The following is a 16189-nucleotide window of genomic DNA, read 5'->3' as shown; positions in this document are numbered from 1 at the left end:
TCACTTCCATTAACAGCTAAATTGATTTACCATACCGGGGAACAACAGCAGGGATGAACCCCTGCTGTTGTTTCTACCCAAAATCAGGTAACATTGACACCTTGCTTACAGTGTGATAGAGTATTCTAGGATTTTTGTGTACCAGGATGGAGGTGTCGAAGAGCATGAGGGTCGGTATAACCATGGCCTGCACCGAGTGCAAGCAGCGCAATTATACAACCACCAAAAACAAGAAGAAGCATACCGAAAAAGTTGAAGTGAAAAAGTACTGCAGATTTTGCAATACCCATACCGTCCATAAGGAAATTAAGTAGAATCAGGATGTGAAAGTTTTGACCAAGAACAGCAGTCCTGCCAAAAAGGATGAAAACGTCAAAGGCAAATGGGATCAAGTTAAAGGATTCATGCTGGGTGTATGGTATGAATTGAAAAAGGTCCACTGGCCTAACCGCCAACAGCTCCTGGCCTATACCGGCGTGGTGCTGGTTTCGGTAGCCTTTGTAGCCATACTGATCTGGATCTTTGATATGGGCTTATCATTCGCCCTGGACAGATTATTTAAGGCCTTTGCTTAAAGGAGGTAGTTCCCATGACCACATCGAAAGTTGATTCCGCATTACCGGAAGAGGTTGGAACTGCTGCAGAGGCTGCGCCCGAGACCCGGGGAGAATGGTTCGTGGTTCATACCTATTCGGGTTATGAAAACAAGATCAAAGTGGACCTGGCTAAAAGGGTTGAATCCATGAATATGCAGGATAAGATCTTTGATGTTTTAATCCCTGAAGAAAAAGAGGTCGAGTATAAAGGCGGCAAAAGGAAGGTCACCAGCAAGCGGGTATTCCCCGGCTATGTCCTGGTAAACATGATTATGAGCGAGGATTCCTGGTATGTGGTTCGACACACTCCCGGTGTCACTGGATTTGTAGGCAGCGGCAGCAAGCCCATTCCTCTGCGCGAAGATGAAATCAACAAAATCCTGCGCCAAATGGGCCTGATCGAAAGCAAACCGAAATTCATTGATATCGAAATCGGGGAGAACATCAGGGTTCGCACTGGCCCCTTTGCCAATTTCGAGGGCATCGTCAAAGAACTGCTTCCGGATAGAGGAAAAGTAAGGGTTAATATTTCCATGTTCGGCAGGGAAACCCCAGTCGAGCTGGATTATGAACAAATAGAAAAACTGTAAGGAGGTGAAGAGTTGGCTAAAAAGGTTATTGGCAAGGTATCATTACAGATCAGCGCCGGAAAAGCCACCCCTGCCCCGCCAGTCGGGCCTGCACTGGGTCAATATGGTGTCAATATTATGGGATTTTGCAAGGATTATAACGCCAGGACAGCTGATAAAACCGGTTTTATCATCCCGGTTGAGATCACCGTCTTTGAAGACCGTTCCTTTACCTTCGTATTGAAGTCCCCACCGGCCTCAGACCTCTTAAAGAAGGCCGCCAGCGTTGAAAAAGGCTCAGGTGAGCCTAATAAGAAAAAGGTCGGCAAAGTGACTCGGGCCAAGATCGTAGAAATCGCTGAAACCAAGAAAGATGACCTGAACGCGGCCGATCTGGACGCTGCTATTCGCATGATCGAGGGCACCGCGCGCAGTATGGGATTGGAAGTAGTCGAATGACACTAATGTGGGAGGATTAAATCCGCACCAACCACAAGGAGGTATACTTAATGAAACGAGGCAAGGCCTATCAGGACGCTGCCAAACAAATCGACAGAACGCAATTGTACGAACCAGCCCAGGCATTGCAAATGGTTAAAGACATTGCCAAGGCCAAGTTCGATGAAACCGTAGAAGTTCACATCAAATTAGGGGTAGACCCCCGTCATGCTGACCAGCAGGTTAGAGGCACGGTCAGCCTGCCGCACGGAACCGGAAAAACCCGGAGAGTGCTGGTTTTTGCTAAAGGAGAAAAAGTAAAAGAGGCCGAAAATTCCGGAGCTGACTATGTCGGCGCCGAAGATCTCGCCGAGAAGATCCAGGGCGGCTGGTTTGATTTCGATGTCGCGGTCGCTACACCGGACATGATGGCGGTGGTTGGTAAGTTAGGTAAAATATTGGGGCCTCGCGGTCTTATGCCCAACCCCAAATCAGGCACTGTAACCTTCGATATCGAGCGCACCATCAAGGAACTCAAGGCTGGACGCATTGAATACCGTGTGGATAAAAACGCTATTATTCATGCGCCTATCGGCAGAGTATCCTTCGAGATTGACAAGCTGCAGGAAAACCTGACGGTTTTTTCCGAAGCATTAATCAAGGCCCGCCCGGCTGCAGCCAAAGGTCAGTACATGCGCTCAGTTACGGTCTGTTCAACTATGGGCCCGGGGATTAAAATCAACCCGTTGGTATTGGCTGCCATGAGCAAATAAGCCTTACCCTATACAAAAACTGCAAATCAAAACCGTAGACAGCCGGTGGGAAACCTTAAAGAACGTCGTTCGCCAGCCGAGGTTATGATCGAATAGATTTATGATATATAGACTATTGGATAACCTCTGCACAGGCTGCAGAGGTTTTTGATTTGTGGCCCAAATGACAAAAAGGGGGTGAAGTAAAATGCCGAAATTGGAAGAAAAACAAAAGGTTGTGCAGCAGCTTCAAGACAGGATCGATAAAGCCGGCTTGATCATTTTCACCGACTATCGCGGCTTGAATGTTGAAGAGATGACCTCTCTGAGGAACCGGCTGCGCATTCCCGGTGTGGAATACCGGGTGGTTAAAAACACCATGATGGAATTTGCCCTGGGCAACTGTGGCTACAATGAGATCGTCAATCAGATTGACGGTCCCAATGCGGTTTTATTCAGTGACGATGACCTGGTAACACCCGCCAAGGCCATTTATGAGTTCATCAAGGAGCGCAAGAAACTCGAGGTCAAAGTGGGAATCGTGCAGGGCCAGGTGGTGGCGGCCGACCGTATTAAGGCTTTGGCCGACCTGCCGCCTAAAGAAGTACTCCTGGCTCAGGTAGTGGGAACCATGCAGGCTCCGATAACCAGCCTGGTGTATGTGCTTAATGCCAACATAACCGGATTAGCCCGGGCATTGGATCAAATCCGCGTACAGAAAGCCGCCGGCTAAGCCAATAGATAGACTGCCTAAAAGAATAATTAAGAAACAGGAGGTTTTTTCAATGAGTAAAGTACAGGAAGTTATCGATATCGTTAAAGGTCTCACCGTTCTGGAACTGTCCGAGCTGGTCAAGGCATTGGAAGAAGAATTCGGCGTGAGCGCCGCCGCCCCCATGGCGGTTGCCGCTGCTCCGGCCGCCGCCGCCGAGCCCGAAGAAGAACAGACCGAGTTCGATGTAATCCTGACTTCTTCCGGCGAGAAGAAGGTCAATGTCATCAAGGTAGTCCGCGAACTGACCAGCCTGGGCCTGAAAGAGGCCAAAGATCTGGTTGACGCCGCACCCAACCCCATCAAGGAAAAGGTCACCAAACAGGAAGCCGCTGAAATCAAAGCCAAGATCGAAGAGGCCGGCGGAACTGTGGAGATCAAATAGCTTGCCCCATAAAAAGGTGCTGTGCAGGCAGCACCTTTTTTTATTGGGAAATTCGTAATAAGATTATATTAGAATGGTGCAACCTGGGAATATATATAGAAGGGTTTAATAACAGGGGATAGGGGGATGATTCTATAATGAGGCTGAATGTGGTTTTTCTGGTCTTAGTATTATTGTTGGCCTGCCCTGCAGATGTCTTGGCCGCCGATTTCGACTGGACCCTGACCTGGCAAAACGGTCAGATTCTGACTGAAACCATAACTACCGATGACCCGGATCTTATTAACCCGGAGGGTGGCTGGCAGCGGCAGAGCGGGCAGCCTGATACCTTCACCCGCCAGATTGAGGGCTGGACTTCCTACAACCAACTGTCCGACCGTTTGCCCATTGTGGCTAAAACCAAGAACTATGTGGCTGTTAAAATTACCAAGATAACGCTTGATTCACAAACCTATAAGGAAGGCACCACGTTCTATGATTTGACCGCTGCTAGATCAGGCCAGGTCAAAATGGAAGTTCCCGGCTTTATCATGAAAGCCAGGCCGGCTGTGAAATCACAATGGCCTGAAGGCTTTGCCGCCACCTGGGTCATTGCGACCCAGGCAGAGACTGAAGAGTATAGATTCGCAATGACCGCCATTACCATTGAGATTCTGCCATCAGTTATAAGCCTCCTGGTCATTGGCTGGGGCCTTATCTGGATAGTCTACCGGCGGCAGGTCAAGCGCATGGAGAGGCTGATCGATGCCAGGTATTCTCTGGATAATGTTGTGCAAGCAGAGATTCCCACTATAGAGCAAGCCGAAGATAAACCTGATATATAATGAAAAAGTGAAAAAAATTATAGAAAACCCTTGACCTCCAGTATCTCATATGCTAACATTAATACTTGCCATTTAGTAATAAACTAAGTGGCTTTATGGTATAAATGCTGGGGTAGTTTCGAATAAAGCGAGGTTTTAGATTAGGCCTTGCTTTTCACTCTTTTCGGATTAAAAAAAAGGGGTGAACACTGGATGGCAAAAGTTGAACAATATGGTCGAGTCCAGCGGCTCAGTTACTCAAGGATCGATGAACCCATTGAGCTGCCCAATCTTATCCAGATGCAGCTGAGTTCCTACCGCTGGTTTATCGAAAAGGGATTAAGGGAGGCTTTACAGGAAGTATTCCCCATATCCGATTTTACCGGCAATTTGGAATTAGGTTTCATTGATTACAGCCTGGGTGAACCCAAGTACGAGGTTCACGAATGCAAGGAAAGGGATGTTAGCTATCAAGCCCCCTTGAAACTGAAGGTGCGGCTTACAGATAAAGAAAACGGGGAGATTAAAGAATCAGAAGTGTATATGGGTGATCTTCCCCTCATGACCGACAAGGGAACCTTCATTATTAATGGTGCGGAACGTGTGGTTGTCAGCCAATTGGTAAAATCGCCCGGGGTATATTTTAATGACCGCGTGGATGTGGCCGGCAACAAATTGTATGGCTCCACCATCATTCCCAACCGCGGGGCCTGGTTTGAACTGGAAATGGACAGCGCCGGGGTTATCTATACCCGTATAGACAAGACCCGTAAAATCCCGGTTACGGTACTTTTAAGATGCATTGGCTTTGAGACCAATGAGGCCATTCTCAGTCTTTACGAAGAGGAAGAGATCCTCGCCAAAACCCTGGACAAGGATACCACCACCAACAAGAAGGAAGCCCTGATCGAATTTTACCGCCGTCTCCGTCCCGGAGAAATGGCTACGGAAGACGCCGCGGAACAGCTCTTGAACAACCTGTTCTTCGATCCGCGCCGCTACGATATGGCCCAGGTAGGCCGTTACAAGGTGAATAAAAAGCTGGGTCTGGACATTCCGGTTGAAACCAGACATCTAACCGTAAAAGACATCACCGCCACCATCGGCTATCTCATCCGTCTGATTCAGGGCGATGGCAAGACCGATGTTATCGACCACCTCGGCAACCGCCGTCTGAGGTCAATTGGCGAACTCCTGCAGAACCAGTTCCGCACCGGTTTGGTACGCATGGAGCGGGTGGTGCGGGAGCGTATGAGCATCCATGATGTGGAGAGCTTGACCCCCCAGGTACTTATTAATATCCGGCCTATCACCGCAGCGGTGAAGGAGTTCTTTGGCAGCTCACAGCTGTCGCAGTTTATGGACCAAACCAATCCCCTGGCCGAACTCACTCACAAAAGACGCTTGAGCGCCCTGGGACCAGGTGGTCTGACCCGCGAGAGGGCCGGCTTCCAGGTCCGCGACGTGCACCATTCGCACTACGGCAGGATCTGCCCCATCGAGACCCCTGAAGGTCCCAACATAGGACTGATCGGGAACCTGGCCACTTTCGGGAGGGTCAATGACTTCGGGTTTATCGAAACCCCTTATCGCAAAGTGGATAAGGCCACGGGCAGGGTGCTGGAAGAGATTCACTATCTGTCCGCAGATGAAGAGGAAGAATTCGTGGTAGCTCAGGCCAACGCCCCCCTGGACGAGAACGGCTATTTCAGGGAGGACCGCGTCGAGGCCCGTTTCGCGGAAGAGATCCTGGAGGTGCCGGTAAACCGTGTAGACTATATGGACGTTTCCCCCAAACAGGTCTTCAGTGTGGCCACCTCGTTGATCCCCTTCCTGGAAAACGATGACGCCAACCGCGCTCTGATGGGGGCCAATATGCAGCGCCAGGCGGTGCCGCTGGTACGCACCCAGGCTCCGGTGGTTGGCACCGGCCTGGAGTATAAGGCGGCCAAGGACTCGGGAGCCGTGGTTCTTTCCAAAAAATCCGGACGGGTGCGCAAAGTCAGCGCCGACCGCATCGTGATCGACACTGATGGCGGAGGCATCGAAATCCATAATCTGCTGAAGTTTGTACGTTCCAATCAGGGCACCTGCTATAACCAGCGGCCTATTGTAAGAGCCGGAGACTATGTGGAAGCCAATGAGATAATCGCCGACGGCCCCAGCACATGCAATGGCGAGCTGGCCTTGGGACGCAATGTCCTGGTGGCTTTCATGCCCTGGGAAGGATACAATTACGAGGACGCCATTCTAATATCGGAGAGATTGGTTAAGGAAGATGTATTTACTTCTATTCACATAGAGGAATATGAATGCGAAGCTCGTGATACCAAACTGGGGCCTGAGGAAATCACCCGGGACATTCCCAACGTATCTGAAGATATGCTAAAAAACCTGGATGATCAAGGGGTTATCCGGGTAGGGGCCGAGGTTCGCGCCGATGACATACTGGTAGGAAAAGTGACCCCCAAGGGAGAAACCGAGTTGACGCCGGAAGAAAGGCTGCTCCGAGCGATATTTGGGGAGAAAGCCAGAGAAGTCAGGGACTCCTCCCTGCGGGTGCCTCACGGTGAAGCCGGCAAAGTAGTAGCAGTAAAACGCTTTTCCAGGGAAAATGGCGATGAATTGCCCCCCGGGGTAAATCAACTGGTCAGAGTATATATCGCTCAGAAGCGCAAGATCTCCGAAGGCGACAAAATGGCAGGCCGGCACGGCAACAAGGGGGTTATTTCGAGAATATTGCCCGAAGAGGATATGCCTTTTCTTGAAGACGGCACCCCGGTACAGATTGTCCTCAATCCTCTGGGGGTTCCATCCCGCATGAATATCGGGCAGATCCTGGAATGCCACATGGGATGGGCCGCCAACGCCCTGGGTATGAACATTGCCACTCCGGTTTTCGACGGTGCCGATGAAGAAGATATATTCACTAAATTGTCTGAAGCCGAGCTGCCCATTAACGGCAAAGCGGTTTTGTATGACGGGCGCACCGGGGAACCGTTTGACCACGAGATCACAGTGGGTTATGTTTACATGTTAAAACTGGCCCATCTGGTAGATGACAAGATTCATGCCCGGTCGATTGGACCTTACTCACTGGTAACTCAGCAGCCCCTGGGCGGCAAGGCTCAGTTCGGGGGCCAGCGTTTCGGGGAAATGGAAGTCTGGGCCCTGGAGGCTTATGGGGCTTCTTATACCCTGCAGGAAATCCTGACCGTCAAGTCTGACGATGTGGTAGGGCGATTGAAAACCTACGAGTCGATTGTCAAAGGGGATAATATTCCGGAGCCAGGAGTACCGGAAGGCTTTAAGGTCTTGATCAAGGAACTGCAGAGCCTGGCCTTGGATGTGCGTATTCTCTCTGAAGATGACCAGGAGATCACCATCAAGGATATTGACTATGAGGTCAACGAAAAAGAAAAAGCGCGTGAACTGGGATTGGAACTGCCTGAGACCACCGTGGCCCGTTCCGCGCAAAGCGGTAGTGAATATGTCGATGATGCTGGCGCTGCAGAGGAAGCAGATGCAATGGCTGACGAGAGCGCCGGTCACTTAGACGAGGACCTTTTGAACCCAGAAATATTGGACGAAGAGATTTTGGAACAGGATATCCTGGACGAAGAGGTGCTCGACACCCTGGATGAAAGCGATGACAGGGAAGAGTACCTTGATTAACAGATCCTGAACAAAGGCTCGTTGACAGTGACGTATCTTCTGGAAAGGAGAGTCTGCCTTGTTAGACGTTAACAACTTTGAGCGGATTAAAATTGCCCTGGCTTCACCGGAACAGATTCGTTCCTGGAGCAGCGGGGAGGTTAAGAAACCGGAGACCATTAACTACCGCACCTTGAGGCCGGAAAAAGAAGGTCTGTTTTGCGAAAAGATCTTTGGACCGGTAAAAGACTGGGAATGTCATTGCGGCAAATATAAAAGGGTACGCCATCGCGGCATAGTTTGCGACCGCTGTGGCGTTGAAGTTACTACTTCCAAGGTCAGACGGGAGCGCATGGGGCATATCGAACTGGCCGCCCCGGTATCCCATATCTGGTACCTCAAGGGGATTCCCAGCCGTATGGGCTTGCTCTTGGACATGTCCCCCAAGGTTTTGGAAAAGGTTATATATTTCGTCAACTACATCGTTATCCACCCCGGCGATACGCCTTTATTGAGAAAACAGCTGCTCAATGAGAAGGAATACCGCGAAAACCGGGAACGTTATGGAGATACTTTTAAGGCCGGCATTGGTGCGGAAGCCATTAAAACCCTCTTAAGCGAAATCGATTTGGAAAGCATGTCTGAAGAACTCAAGGAGGAGATTGCCACCACCACCGGCCAGCGTAAAGGCCGTGCCATCAAGCGCCTGGAGGTAGTGGAGTCCTTCCGCCTGTCGGGAAATGACCCGGAATGGATGATAATGGACGTCTTGCCGGTGATTCCTCCGGAACTGCGCCCTATGGTGCAGCTTGACGGAGGCCGTTTTGCCACCTCAGACTTGAATGACTTATACCGCCGGGTTATCAACCGCAACAACAGACTGAAGCGCCTTTTGGATCTGGGTGCTCCGGACATAATCGTGCGCAATGAAAAAAGAATGCTGCAGGAGGCCGTGGACGCCCTGGTTGATAACGGCCGCCGCGGTCGTCCGGTCACCGGGCCCGGCAACCGCCCCTTAAAATCCCTGAGTGATATGTTAAAGGGCAAACAGGGCCGCTTTCGGCAGAACTTGCTGGGCAAAAGGGTAGACTACTCCGGACGGTCGGTTATTGTGGTCGGGCCCAACCTCAAAATGCATCAATGCGGACTGCCCAAAGAGATGGCTCTGGAATTGTTCAAACCCTTTGTAATGAAGAAATTGGTGGACCGGGGCATTTCATCCAATATCAAAAGCGCCAAAAAAATGGTGGAGCGCGGGCGCGAGGAAGTCTGGGATATCTTGGATGATGTTATCAAAGAACACCCGGTGTTGTTAAACCGCGCCCCCACCCTGCACCGCTTGGGCATACAGGCCTTTGAGCCGGTGCTGGTGGAAGGCCGCGCCCTGCAATTGCATCCGCTGGTATGTACGGCATATAACGCCGACTTTGACGGCGACCAGATGGCGGTGCATGTGCCTTTGAGCGCTGAGGCTCAGACCGAAGCGCGCCTCTTGATGCTGGCCAGCAATAACATCCTTAATCCCAAGGATGGCAAGCCGGTATGCACCCCCACCCAGGATATGGTTATAGGTATGTTCTACCTGACCTACATGAGCAAAGAAGAATGGGAACGGCCTGCTGAAGCACTGCGCTGTTTCTCCAGCCCGGAGGAGGCCCGTATGGCCTACGAACTGGGACAGATCCAGTTGCGGGAAAAGATCAGGGTGAAGATGTCGTTTACGGTCAATTACGAACACCATTATAATGAGATCGTCGAAACTTCGGTAGGCCGGGTCATATTTAATGAAGTCATGCCCGACAGCATCGGCTTCCATAATGAAGTAATAGACAAGAAAAAACTGGGCAATATCGTTTACGAATGTTACCGCCGCGAGGGCAATGCCCGCACTGCGGAGATGTTGGACGGCATTAAGCGCCTGGGCTACAAATTCAGCACCAAAGCTGGTATCAGCGTAGGTGTCACCGACTTTGAAACCCCTGAAGCCAAAGGGCGCATCCTGGCCGAGGCCGAGCAGGTGGTGGACAGTATTGAAGAGGACTTCCTTTTCGGTTTGATCACTGAAGATGAGCGTCACAGCCAGGTGGTGGAAATATGGAATCAGGCCACTGATGACGTAACCGATGCCCTGAAAACGGCCCTGCCTGAAGATAACCCGGTGTACATGATGGCTGTTTCCGGCGCCCGCGGCAACTTCCAGCAGATTCGTCAGCTGGCTGGAATGAGGGGCCTTATGGCTGACCCTTCAGGCAAGATCATTGACTTGCCCATCAAAGCCAACTTCCGTGAAGGCTTAACCGTTTTGGAATACTTCATCTCCACTCATGGAGCCCGCAAAGGTCTGGCTGACACCGCCCTGCGCACCGCCGACTCCGGGTATTTGACCCGCCGCCTGGTAGACGTATCCCAGGATGTCATCGTAAGAGAAGATGACTGTGAGTCAGTGGAAGGCATCTACGTGGAGAAGATTACCGAGGGTTCACAGCTGATCGAACCGCTGCACCAGCGCATCATCGGCAGGGTCTCGGTAGACACCATCCATCACCCGGACACTGGAGAGACCATGGTGCACGAAAATGAGATGATCGATGACGAAGTCGGCTATGAGATAGAGAAATCCGGCATCGACAAAGTGAAGATAAGAAGCGTCTTGACCTGCAAGACCAAGTACGGGGTGTGCAAGAAGTGTTATGGCCGCAACCTGGCCACCGGTTATGACGTCGAGATCGGCGAGGCGGTAGGCATACTGGCTGCGCAGTCCATCGGCGAGCCCGGCACGCAGCTGACCATGCGCACCTTCCATACCGGCGGCGTAGCCGGCGAAGACATCACCCGCGGTCTGCCCCGCGTAGAGGAACTCTTCGAGGTCCGCAAACCCAAGGGTCAGGCGGTGGTAGCCGAGGCCACCGGAAGGGTTAAATTGTCTGAGAATAAGGGGCGCCGTGAAGTTCAGGTGCTGGGGGACGAAGATGAGCAACTGGGCGCCTACCTGGTGCACTATGGCTCCCGTCTCAAAGTCGGTGAAGGCGATTGGGTTGAACTTGGCGACGCTCTGACTGAAGGCCCCTTGAATCCCCATGACATTCTCAAGACCAAGGGCATGCAGGATGTGCAGCGCTATATCCTGCAGGAGGTGCAAAAGGTCTATCGTTCCCAGGGGGTTGATATCAGCGACAAACACATTGAGATCATGATTAGGCAGATGTTGAAGAAGGTCAAGATTGAATATTCAGGAGACACCTCTATGCTGCCCGGGGCCTTCGTCGATATCTCCAGCTTTGAAGAAGAGAACCGCAAGATCATTGAGCAGGGCGGCCTCCCCGCAGTATGCTCGCCGATGTTGCTGGGTATAACCAAGGCGTCTTTGAATACTGATTCTTTCTTGTCGGCAGCCTCTTTCCAGGAAACCACCAAGGTATTGACCGAAGCCGCCATAAAAGGCAAAATCGATTACCTGATCGGCTTGAAAGAGAATGTTATCATCGGCAAGCTGATACCTGCTGGAACCGGATATTCGACATACAGAAATATCCGGGTCTCAGAAAAGGCCGAGGCAGTGATGCCGATCCTGCAGGAAGAACCGGTTTAAACGACTAAAAGCATATTTGAGCGGTCCCCCACCAAATTAATCATGGTTATAATTGACTGGGGGACCACCAGGTGCTAAAATATTTAAGTGCGTGGCAAATAAGCTCGAATAATCTTTTTCGCCTATTTTCTGATGTTCGGAGGTTTATCTGTTGCCACTAGATGATCTAAAACAATCATCCCGGGTAATCGGCGCCAAACAGGTCAAAAAGGCCATTTCCCGGGGCATAGCAAGTAAAGTATACATTGCCTGTGATGCCGAACCCCATGTGGTTGAACCCATTAAGCAACTGTGCCACCAGCACCAGGTTGACATTGAGATGGTGAACAGCAAGAAAACCCTGGGTGAAGCCTGTGGCATTGATGTGGGTTCAGCAACCGTGGCATTGCTTGACAATAACATGGGGAAGGAGGTGCAATAGTGCCAACCATCAATCAATTGATAAGAAAAGGGCGCGAAAAGGTAGAAAAGAAGTCAACTGCGCCAGCATTAAAGAGCTGCCCCCAAAAACGCGGGGTATGCACACGTGTTTACACCACCACACCTAAGAAGCCGAACTCGGCATTGCGCAAGATTGCCAGGGTGCGTCTATCCAACGGGATTGAGGTAACTGCTTACATTCCTGGTATTGGCCACAATCTGCAGGAGCACTCGGTGGTTTTGATCAGAGGCGGTCGTGTAAAAGACCTGCCAGGGGTAAGATATCATATTATCAGAGGAACCTTGGATGCGGCTGGGGTTCAGAACCGCAACCGGGGAAGATCCAAATACGGCACCAAACGGCCCAAGAAAAAATAGGAGGGAGGCGCGATATGCCAAGAAAGGGACCCGTACCCAAAAGAGATGTTCTGCCAGATCCCATTTATCACAGCAAGTATTTTACCAAATTGGTTAATCAGATCATGTGGGACGGCAAAAAGAGCCTGGCAGAGAAAATCTGCTATTCGGCTTTTGACATAGTAGCCAGAAAAACTGGCAAAGACCCCATGGATGCCTTCGAAATCGCGATGAAGAACATCACCCCGATACTCGAAGTACGCGCCCGCCGGGTTGGCGGCGCCAACTATCAGGTGCCGGTCGAAGTCAGACCTGAAAGAAGACAAACCCTGGCGATTCGCTGGTTAGTGGGTTATGCCCGCAAACGCGGTGAAAAGACCATGGCTGAACGCCTGGCCGGAGAAATTGTTGATGCTTACAACAGCACCGGCCAATCAGTAAAAAAGAAAGAGGATACGCATAAGATGGCTGAGGCCAACCGGGCCTTTGCCCATTACCGCTGGTAATCACTTGTGCTGGGAGTGTCGATGGCTGCAAAGGCGGATTTGACTGCAATAAGAAATATTGGCATTATGGCCCATATAGATGCGGGCAAGACCACTACCACCGAGAGGATCCTTTTCTATTCCGGAAAGGTACATCGCATGGGTGAGGTCGATAAAGGCACCGCCACAATGGACTGGATGAGCCAGGAGCAGGAAAGGGGCATCACCATCACTTCTGCAGCTACCACCTGTGCCTGGAAGGATGCGGTTATCAACATTATCGACACGCCCGGGCATGTGGACTTTACTGTTGAGGTAGAGCGTTCATTGCGCATACTTGATGGAGCCATTGCAATTTTCTGCGCCGTGGCCGGGGTACAACCGCAATCGGAGACGGTATGGCACCAGGCCGATAGGTATAGGACCCCCCGCATTGCCTATATCAACAAGATGGACCGCATCGGCGCCGACTACTTCAGAGCAGTAAATATGATCCGGTCCGATCTGGGCAGCGAACCGGTCTTGATCCACCTCCCCATAGGGGTAGAGGATCTTTTCTCTGGTGTTATCGATCTCATCCGGCTCAAGGCCTACATATATGAGGAAGACAGCGGAGAGCATTTCCTGGTCAGGGATCTGACAGCCCAGCAGATGGAAGAAGCCTTGGAATACCGCCAGCAATTGTTGGAAAAACTAGCCGAGTTCGATGATAATATGCTGGAAAAATACCTGGATGGTATCGACATCACGGTCGACGATATACAGCGATCGTTGCGCGTCCTTACCATTAAAAACAGAATTGTACCGGTTTTGTGCGGTTCTTCTTTCAAGAACAAAGGGGTACAGATGCTCCTGGATGCAGTGGTTGACTATTTGCCTTCGCCAGCGGATATTCCCGCGGTCAAGGGTGTGGATCCCAAAACCGGGCTGGAGATCAGCCGCCAGGCTGATGTTGCCGGGCCAATGTGCGCCCTGGCTTTTAAGGTGGCGGTGGATCCTTATGTGGGTAAGCTGACCTACTTCCGGATTTATTCCGGCAGGGTGAAGGTTGGCGGCACGGTGATGAACAGCGGAAAAAACCGCCGGGAGCGGATTACCAAGATACTCAAAATGCATGCCAACCATCGTGAGGAGATTCAGGAAGCCCTGGCAGGTGATATCGTAGCTGCGGTAGGCTTGAAGGAAACGGTAACCGGAGATACCCTGTGCAGCGAGCCCGATACCATCGTACTCGAATCCATTCAGTTTCCTGACCCGGTGGTAGATGTAGCCATTGAGGCCAAAACCAAAGCAGACCAGGATAAAATCGGTGACAGTCTGCGGCGTCTGGCAGAAGAGGACCCTACTTTCAGAACCCGGATGGATGCCGAAACCGGGCAGACCATTATATCTGGAATGGGTGAGCTGCACCTGGAGATTATCGTGGATCGTTTGCTGAAGGAATTTAAGGTTAATGCCAATGTTGGTAAACCCCAGGTTTCCTATAAAGAGACCGCTAAAAAGAAAAACCGTGCTGAAGCCCGCTTCGACAAACAAGCTGGCGGGCGCGGTCAATTTGCTCACGTAATATTAGAAATCGCGCCTCGGCCTGAAGGCCAGGGGGTGCAGTTTATCGATAAATCCAATCATGAACATATACCCCGGGAATTTGTTCCCGTCATTGAAAGTGGGGTGTTAGAAGGTCTACAGGCCGGGATTCTGGCAGGTTATCCAGTTGATGATGTGGAGGTAACCCTGAAAGGGGGGACTTTCCACGAAGTTGATTCCACAGAACAGGCCTTCAAAGTCGCTGCAGTGATGGCTCTTAAAGAAGCCCTCAAGGCAGCTGAACCGGTTTTGTTGGAACCTATTATGGACATTGAAATTGTCAGCCCGGAAGAATATGTAGGAGATATTATTTCCGACCTCAACGCTCGCCGGGGAAGAGTGATGGGATTTGAAGAAAACCGTCACAGCAAGATTGTTAACGGCGAAGTGCCGTTAGCCGAAACATTTGGCTATGCAACCGCCCTGCGATCTGCCAGTCAGGGCAGAGCCAGCTTCTCCATGCAGATCAAAAACTATGCGGAGATACCCGCATCAAAAGCCCGGGAAATTATGGCTAAAAGGTATGGTATACCCTTACAGGATATGTAAAACAGGAAAGGAAAGGTGAGAGAACAGATGGCAAAGGCTAAATACGAAAGGACGAAACCCCATTTAAACATTGGGACCATCGGACACATCGACCATGGCAAGACGACATTGACGGCGGCAATAACCCTGGTATTGTCAAAAGTCGGGGGAGCGAAAGCGACGTCGTATGCAGAAATAGACAAAGCCCCTGAAGAGAAAGAAAGAGGCATAACCATCAATACGGCCCATGTGGAATATCAGACCGAGAACCGGCATTATGCCCATGTGGACTGTCCGGGTCATGCGGACTACATCAAGAACATGATAACCGGAGCGGCGCAGATGGACGGAGCCATCCTGGTGGTATCCGGAGCTGACGGCCCCATGCCCCAGACCAGGGAACACATCCTGTTGTCCAGACAGGTAGAAGTGCCCTATATCGTAGTATTCATGAACAAGACCGACATGGTAGATGATGAAGAACTCCTGGAACTGGTGGACATGGAAGTACGCGAACTGTTGAGCTTCTATGAATTTCCCGGAGACGACCTGCCGGTAGTGAGAGGCTCCGCCTTAAAGGCTTTAGAATGCGGATGCGGCAACCGTGACTGCGAGTGGTGCGGACACATCTGGGAACTGATGGATGCGGTTGACAGCTACATCCCCATGCCGGAGAGAGCGGTAGACAAACCATTCCTGATGCCTATCGAAGACGTATTCACCATCACTGGACGCGGCACTGTGACCACCGGCAGAGTGGAGCGGGGCCAGGTGAAAGTGGGAGACGAAGTAGAGATCGTGGGGATGCGCGAGGAGACCAGAAAGACCGTATGCACCGGCGTAGAGATGTTCAGAAAACTGTTGGATTACGCCCAGGCGGGAGACAACATAGGGACGCTGTTGAGAGGTGTAGACCGTAAAGAAGTGGAGAGAGGCATGGTATTGGCCAAGCCGGGCAGCATCAAGCCGTTGACCAAGTTCAATGCCGAGGTGTACGTATTGACCAAAGAAGAAGGTGGAAGGCACACCCCGTTTTTTGGCGGATACCGGCCGCAGTTCTACTTCAGAACCACTGATGTTACCGGGATTATCCAACTGCCTGAGGGAGTGGAGATGGTAATGCCGGGAGACAACGTGCAGATGGCAATCGAACTGATCACCCCCATCGCTATTGAACAGGGACTGCGCTTCGCAATCCGCGAGGGCGGCAGAACCGTAGGCGCCGGCGTGGTCACTTCCATTAACAGCTAAATT

The 16189-nt window shown here is 51.2% G+C and carries 15 protein-coding genes and 1 other annotated feature; all 15 genes read left to right on the top strand.

Annotation, left to right across the window (positions count from 1 at the left end; genetic code table 11):
• Positions 1–164 precede the first annotated feature (164 nt).
• The 15 genes from rpmG to tuf all read left to right on the top strand — a co-directional run bounded on the left by rpmG (position 165) and on the right by tuf (position 16186).
• Positions 165–314 (top strand): 50S ribosomal protein L33, encoded by a 150-nt coding sequence (gene rpmG, locus B3W37_RS03560; RefSeq protein WP_481041619.1) that lies wholly within the window; start codon positions 165–167, stop codon positions 312–314.
• A gap of 90 nt (positions 315–404) precedes the next feature.
• A complete protein-coding gene (gene secE, locus B3W37_RS03555; protein WP_481043042.1) occupies positions 405–575 on the top strand; it encodes a preprotein translocase subunit SecE in 171 nt (56 codons plus the stop codon).
• A gap of 14 nt (positions 576–589) precedes the next feature.
• Positions 590–1186 (top strand): transcription termination/antitermination protein NusG, encoded by a 597-nt coding sequence (gene nusG / locus B3W37_RS03550; protein WP_481041617.1) that lies wholly within the window; start codon positions 590–592, stop codon positions 1184–1186.
• 12 nt (positions 1187–1198) lie between these two features.
• Positions 1199–1624: a 50S ribosomal protein L11 gene (gene rplK, locus B3W37_RS03545; RefSeq protein WP_481041615.1), complete on the top strand. Its 426-nt coding sequence runs from the start codon at positions 1199–1201 to the stop codon at positions 1622–1624.
• A 50-nt stretch (positions 1625–1674) separates the two neighbouring features.
• Positions 1675–2376 (top strand): 50S ribosomal protein L1, encoded by a 702-nt coding sequence (gene rplA / locus B3W37_RS03540; protein WP_481041613.1) that lies wholly within the window; start codon positions 1675–1677, stop codon positions 2374–2376.
• Between the two features lie 14 nt (positions 2377–2390).
• Positions 2391–2535: a sequence feature (ribosomal protein L10 leader region), on the top strand.
• Positions 2536–2563: 28 nt separating this feature from the next.
• On the top strand, positions 2564–3088 hold the full coding sequence (rplJ, locus tag B3W37_RS03535) for a 50S ribosomal protein L10 (RefSeq protein ID WP_481041611.1): 525 nt from the start codon (positions 2564–2566) through the stop codon (positions 3086–3088).
• A 52-nt stretch (positions 3089–3140) separates the two neighbouring features.
• Positions 3141–3512 carry a 50S ribosomal protein L7/L12 gene (gene rplL, locus B3W37_RS03530; protein ID WP_481041609.1) on the top strand — a complete coding sequence of 124 codons (372 nt, stop codon included), beginning with the start codon at positions 3141–3143 and terminating at the stop codon, positions 3510–3512.
• 137 nt (positions 3513–3649) lie between these two features.
• Positions 3650–4336 carry a hypothetical protein gene (locus B3W37_RS03525; protein WP_483174801.1) on the top strand — a complete coding sequence of 229 codons (687 nt, stop codon included), beginning with the start codon at positions 3650–3652 and terminating at the stop codon, positions 4334–4336.
• A gap of 192 nt (positions 4337–4528) precedes the next feature.
• Positions 4529–7990, top strand: coding sequence for a DNA-directed RNA polymerase subunit beta (gene rpoB, locus B3W37_RS03520; RefSeq protein ID WP_481041605.1), 3462 nt, complete (start codon positions 4529–4531; stop codon positions 7988–7990).
• 58 nt (positions 7991–8048) lie between these two features.
• Positions 8049–11558, top strand: coding sequence for a DNA-directed RNA polymerase subunit beta' (rpoC, locus tag B3W37_RS03515; protein ID WP_481041603.1), 3510 nt, complete (start codon positions 8049–8051; stop codon positions 11556–11558).
• Positions 11559–11709: 151 nt separating this feature from the next.
• Complete coding sequence (locus tag B3W37_RS03510; protein ID WP_481041601.1) at positions 11710–11979, top strand: L7Ae/L30e/S12e/Gadd45 family ribosomal protein; 270 nt, start codon at positions 11710–11712, stop codon at positions 11977–11979.
• Positions 11979–12356, top strand: coding sequence for a 30S ribosomal protein S12 (rpsL, locus tag B3W37_RS03505; RefSeq protein WP_481041599.1), 378 nt, complete (start codon positions 11979–11981; stop codon positions 12354–12356). The genes B3W37_RS03510 and rpsL overlap by 1 nt, the downstream gene beginning before the upstream one ends.
• 14 nt (positions 12357–12370) lie before the next feature.
• On the top strand, positions 12371–12841 hold the full coding sequence (rpsG, locus tag B3W37_RS03500; RefSeq protein ID WP_481041597.1) for a 30S ribosomal protein S7: 471 nt from the start codon (positions 12371–12373) through the stop codon (positions 12839–12841).
• A 21-nt stretch (positions 12842–12862) separates the two neighbouring features.
• Positions 12863–14956 carry an elongation factor G gene (fusA, locus tag B3W37_RS03495; protein WP_481041595.1) on the top strand — a complete coding sequence of 698 codons (2094 nt, stop codon included), beginning with the start codon at positions 12863–12865 and terminating at the stop codon, positions 14954–14956.
• 27 nt (positions 14957–14983) lie between these two features.
• A complete protein-coding gene (gene tuf, locus B3W37_RS03490; RefSeq protein WP_481041593.1) occupies positions 14984–16186 on the top strand; it encodes an elongation factor Tu in 1203 nt (400 codons plus the stop codon).
• Positions 16187–16189 lie beyond the last annotated feature (3 nt).

This window comes from Syntrophomonas sp. UBA5494, assembly GCF_002426325.1.
The sequence above is the reverse complement of the archived record's forward strand: the minus strand, read 5'-3'. Positions and strand labels throughout refer to the sequence as shown.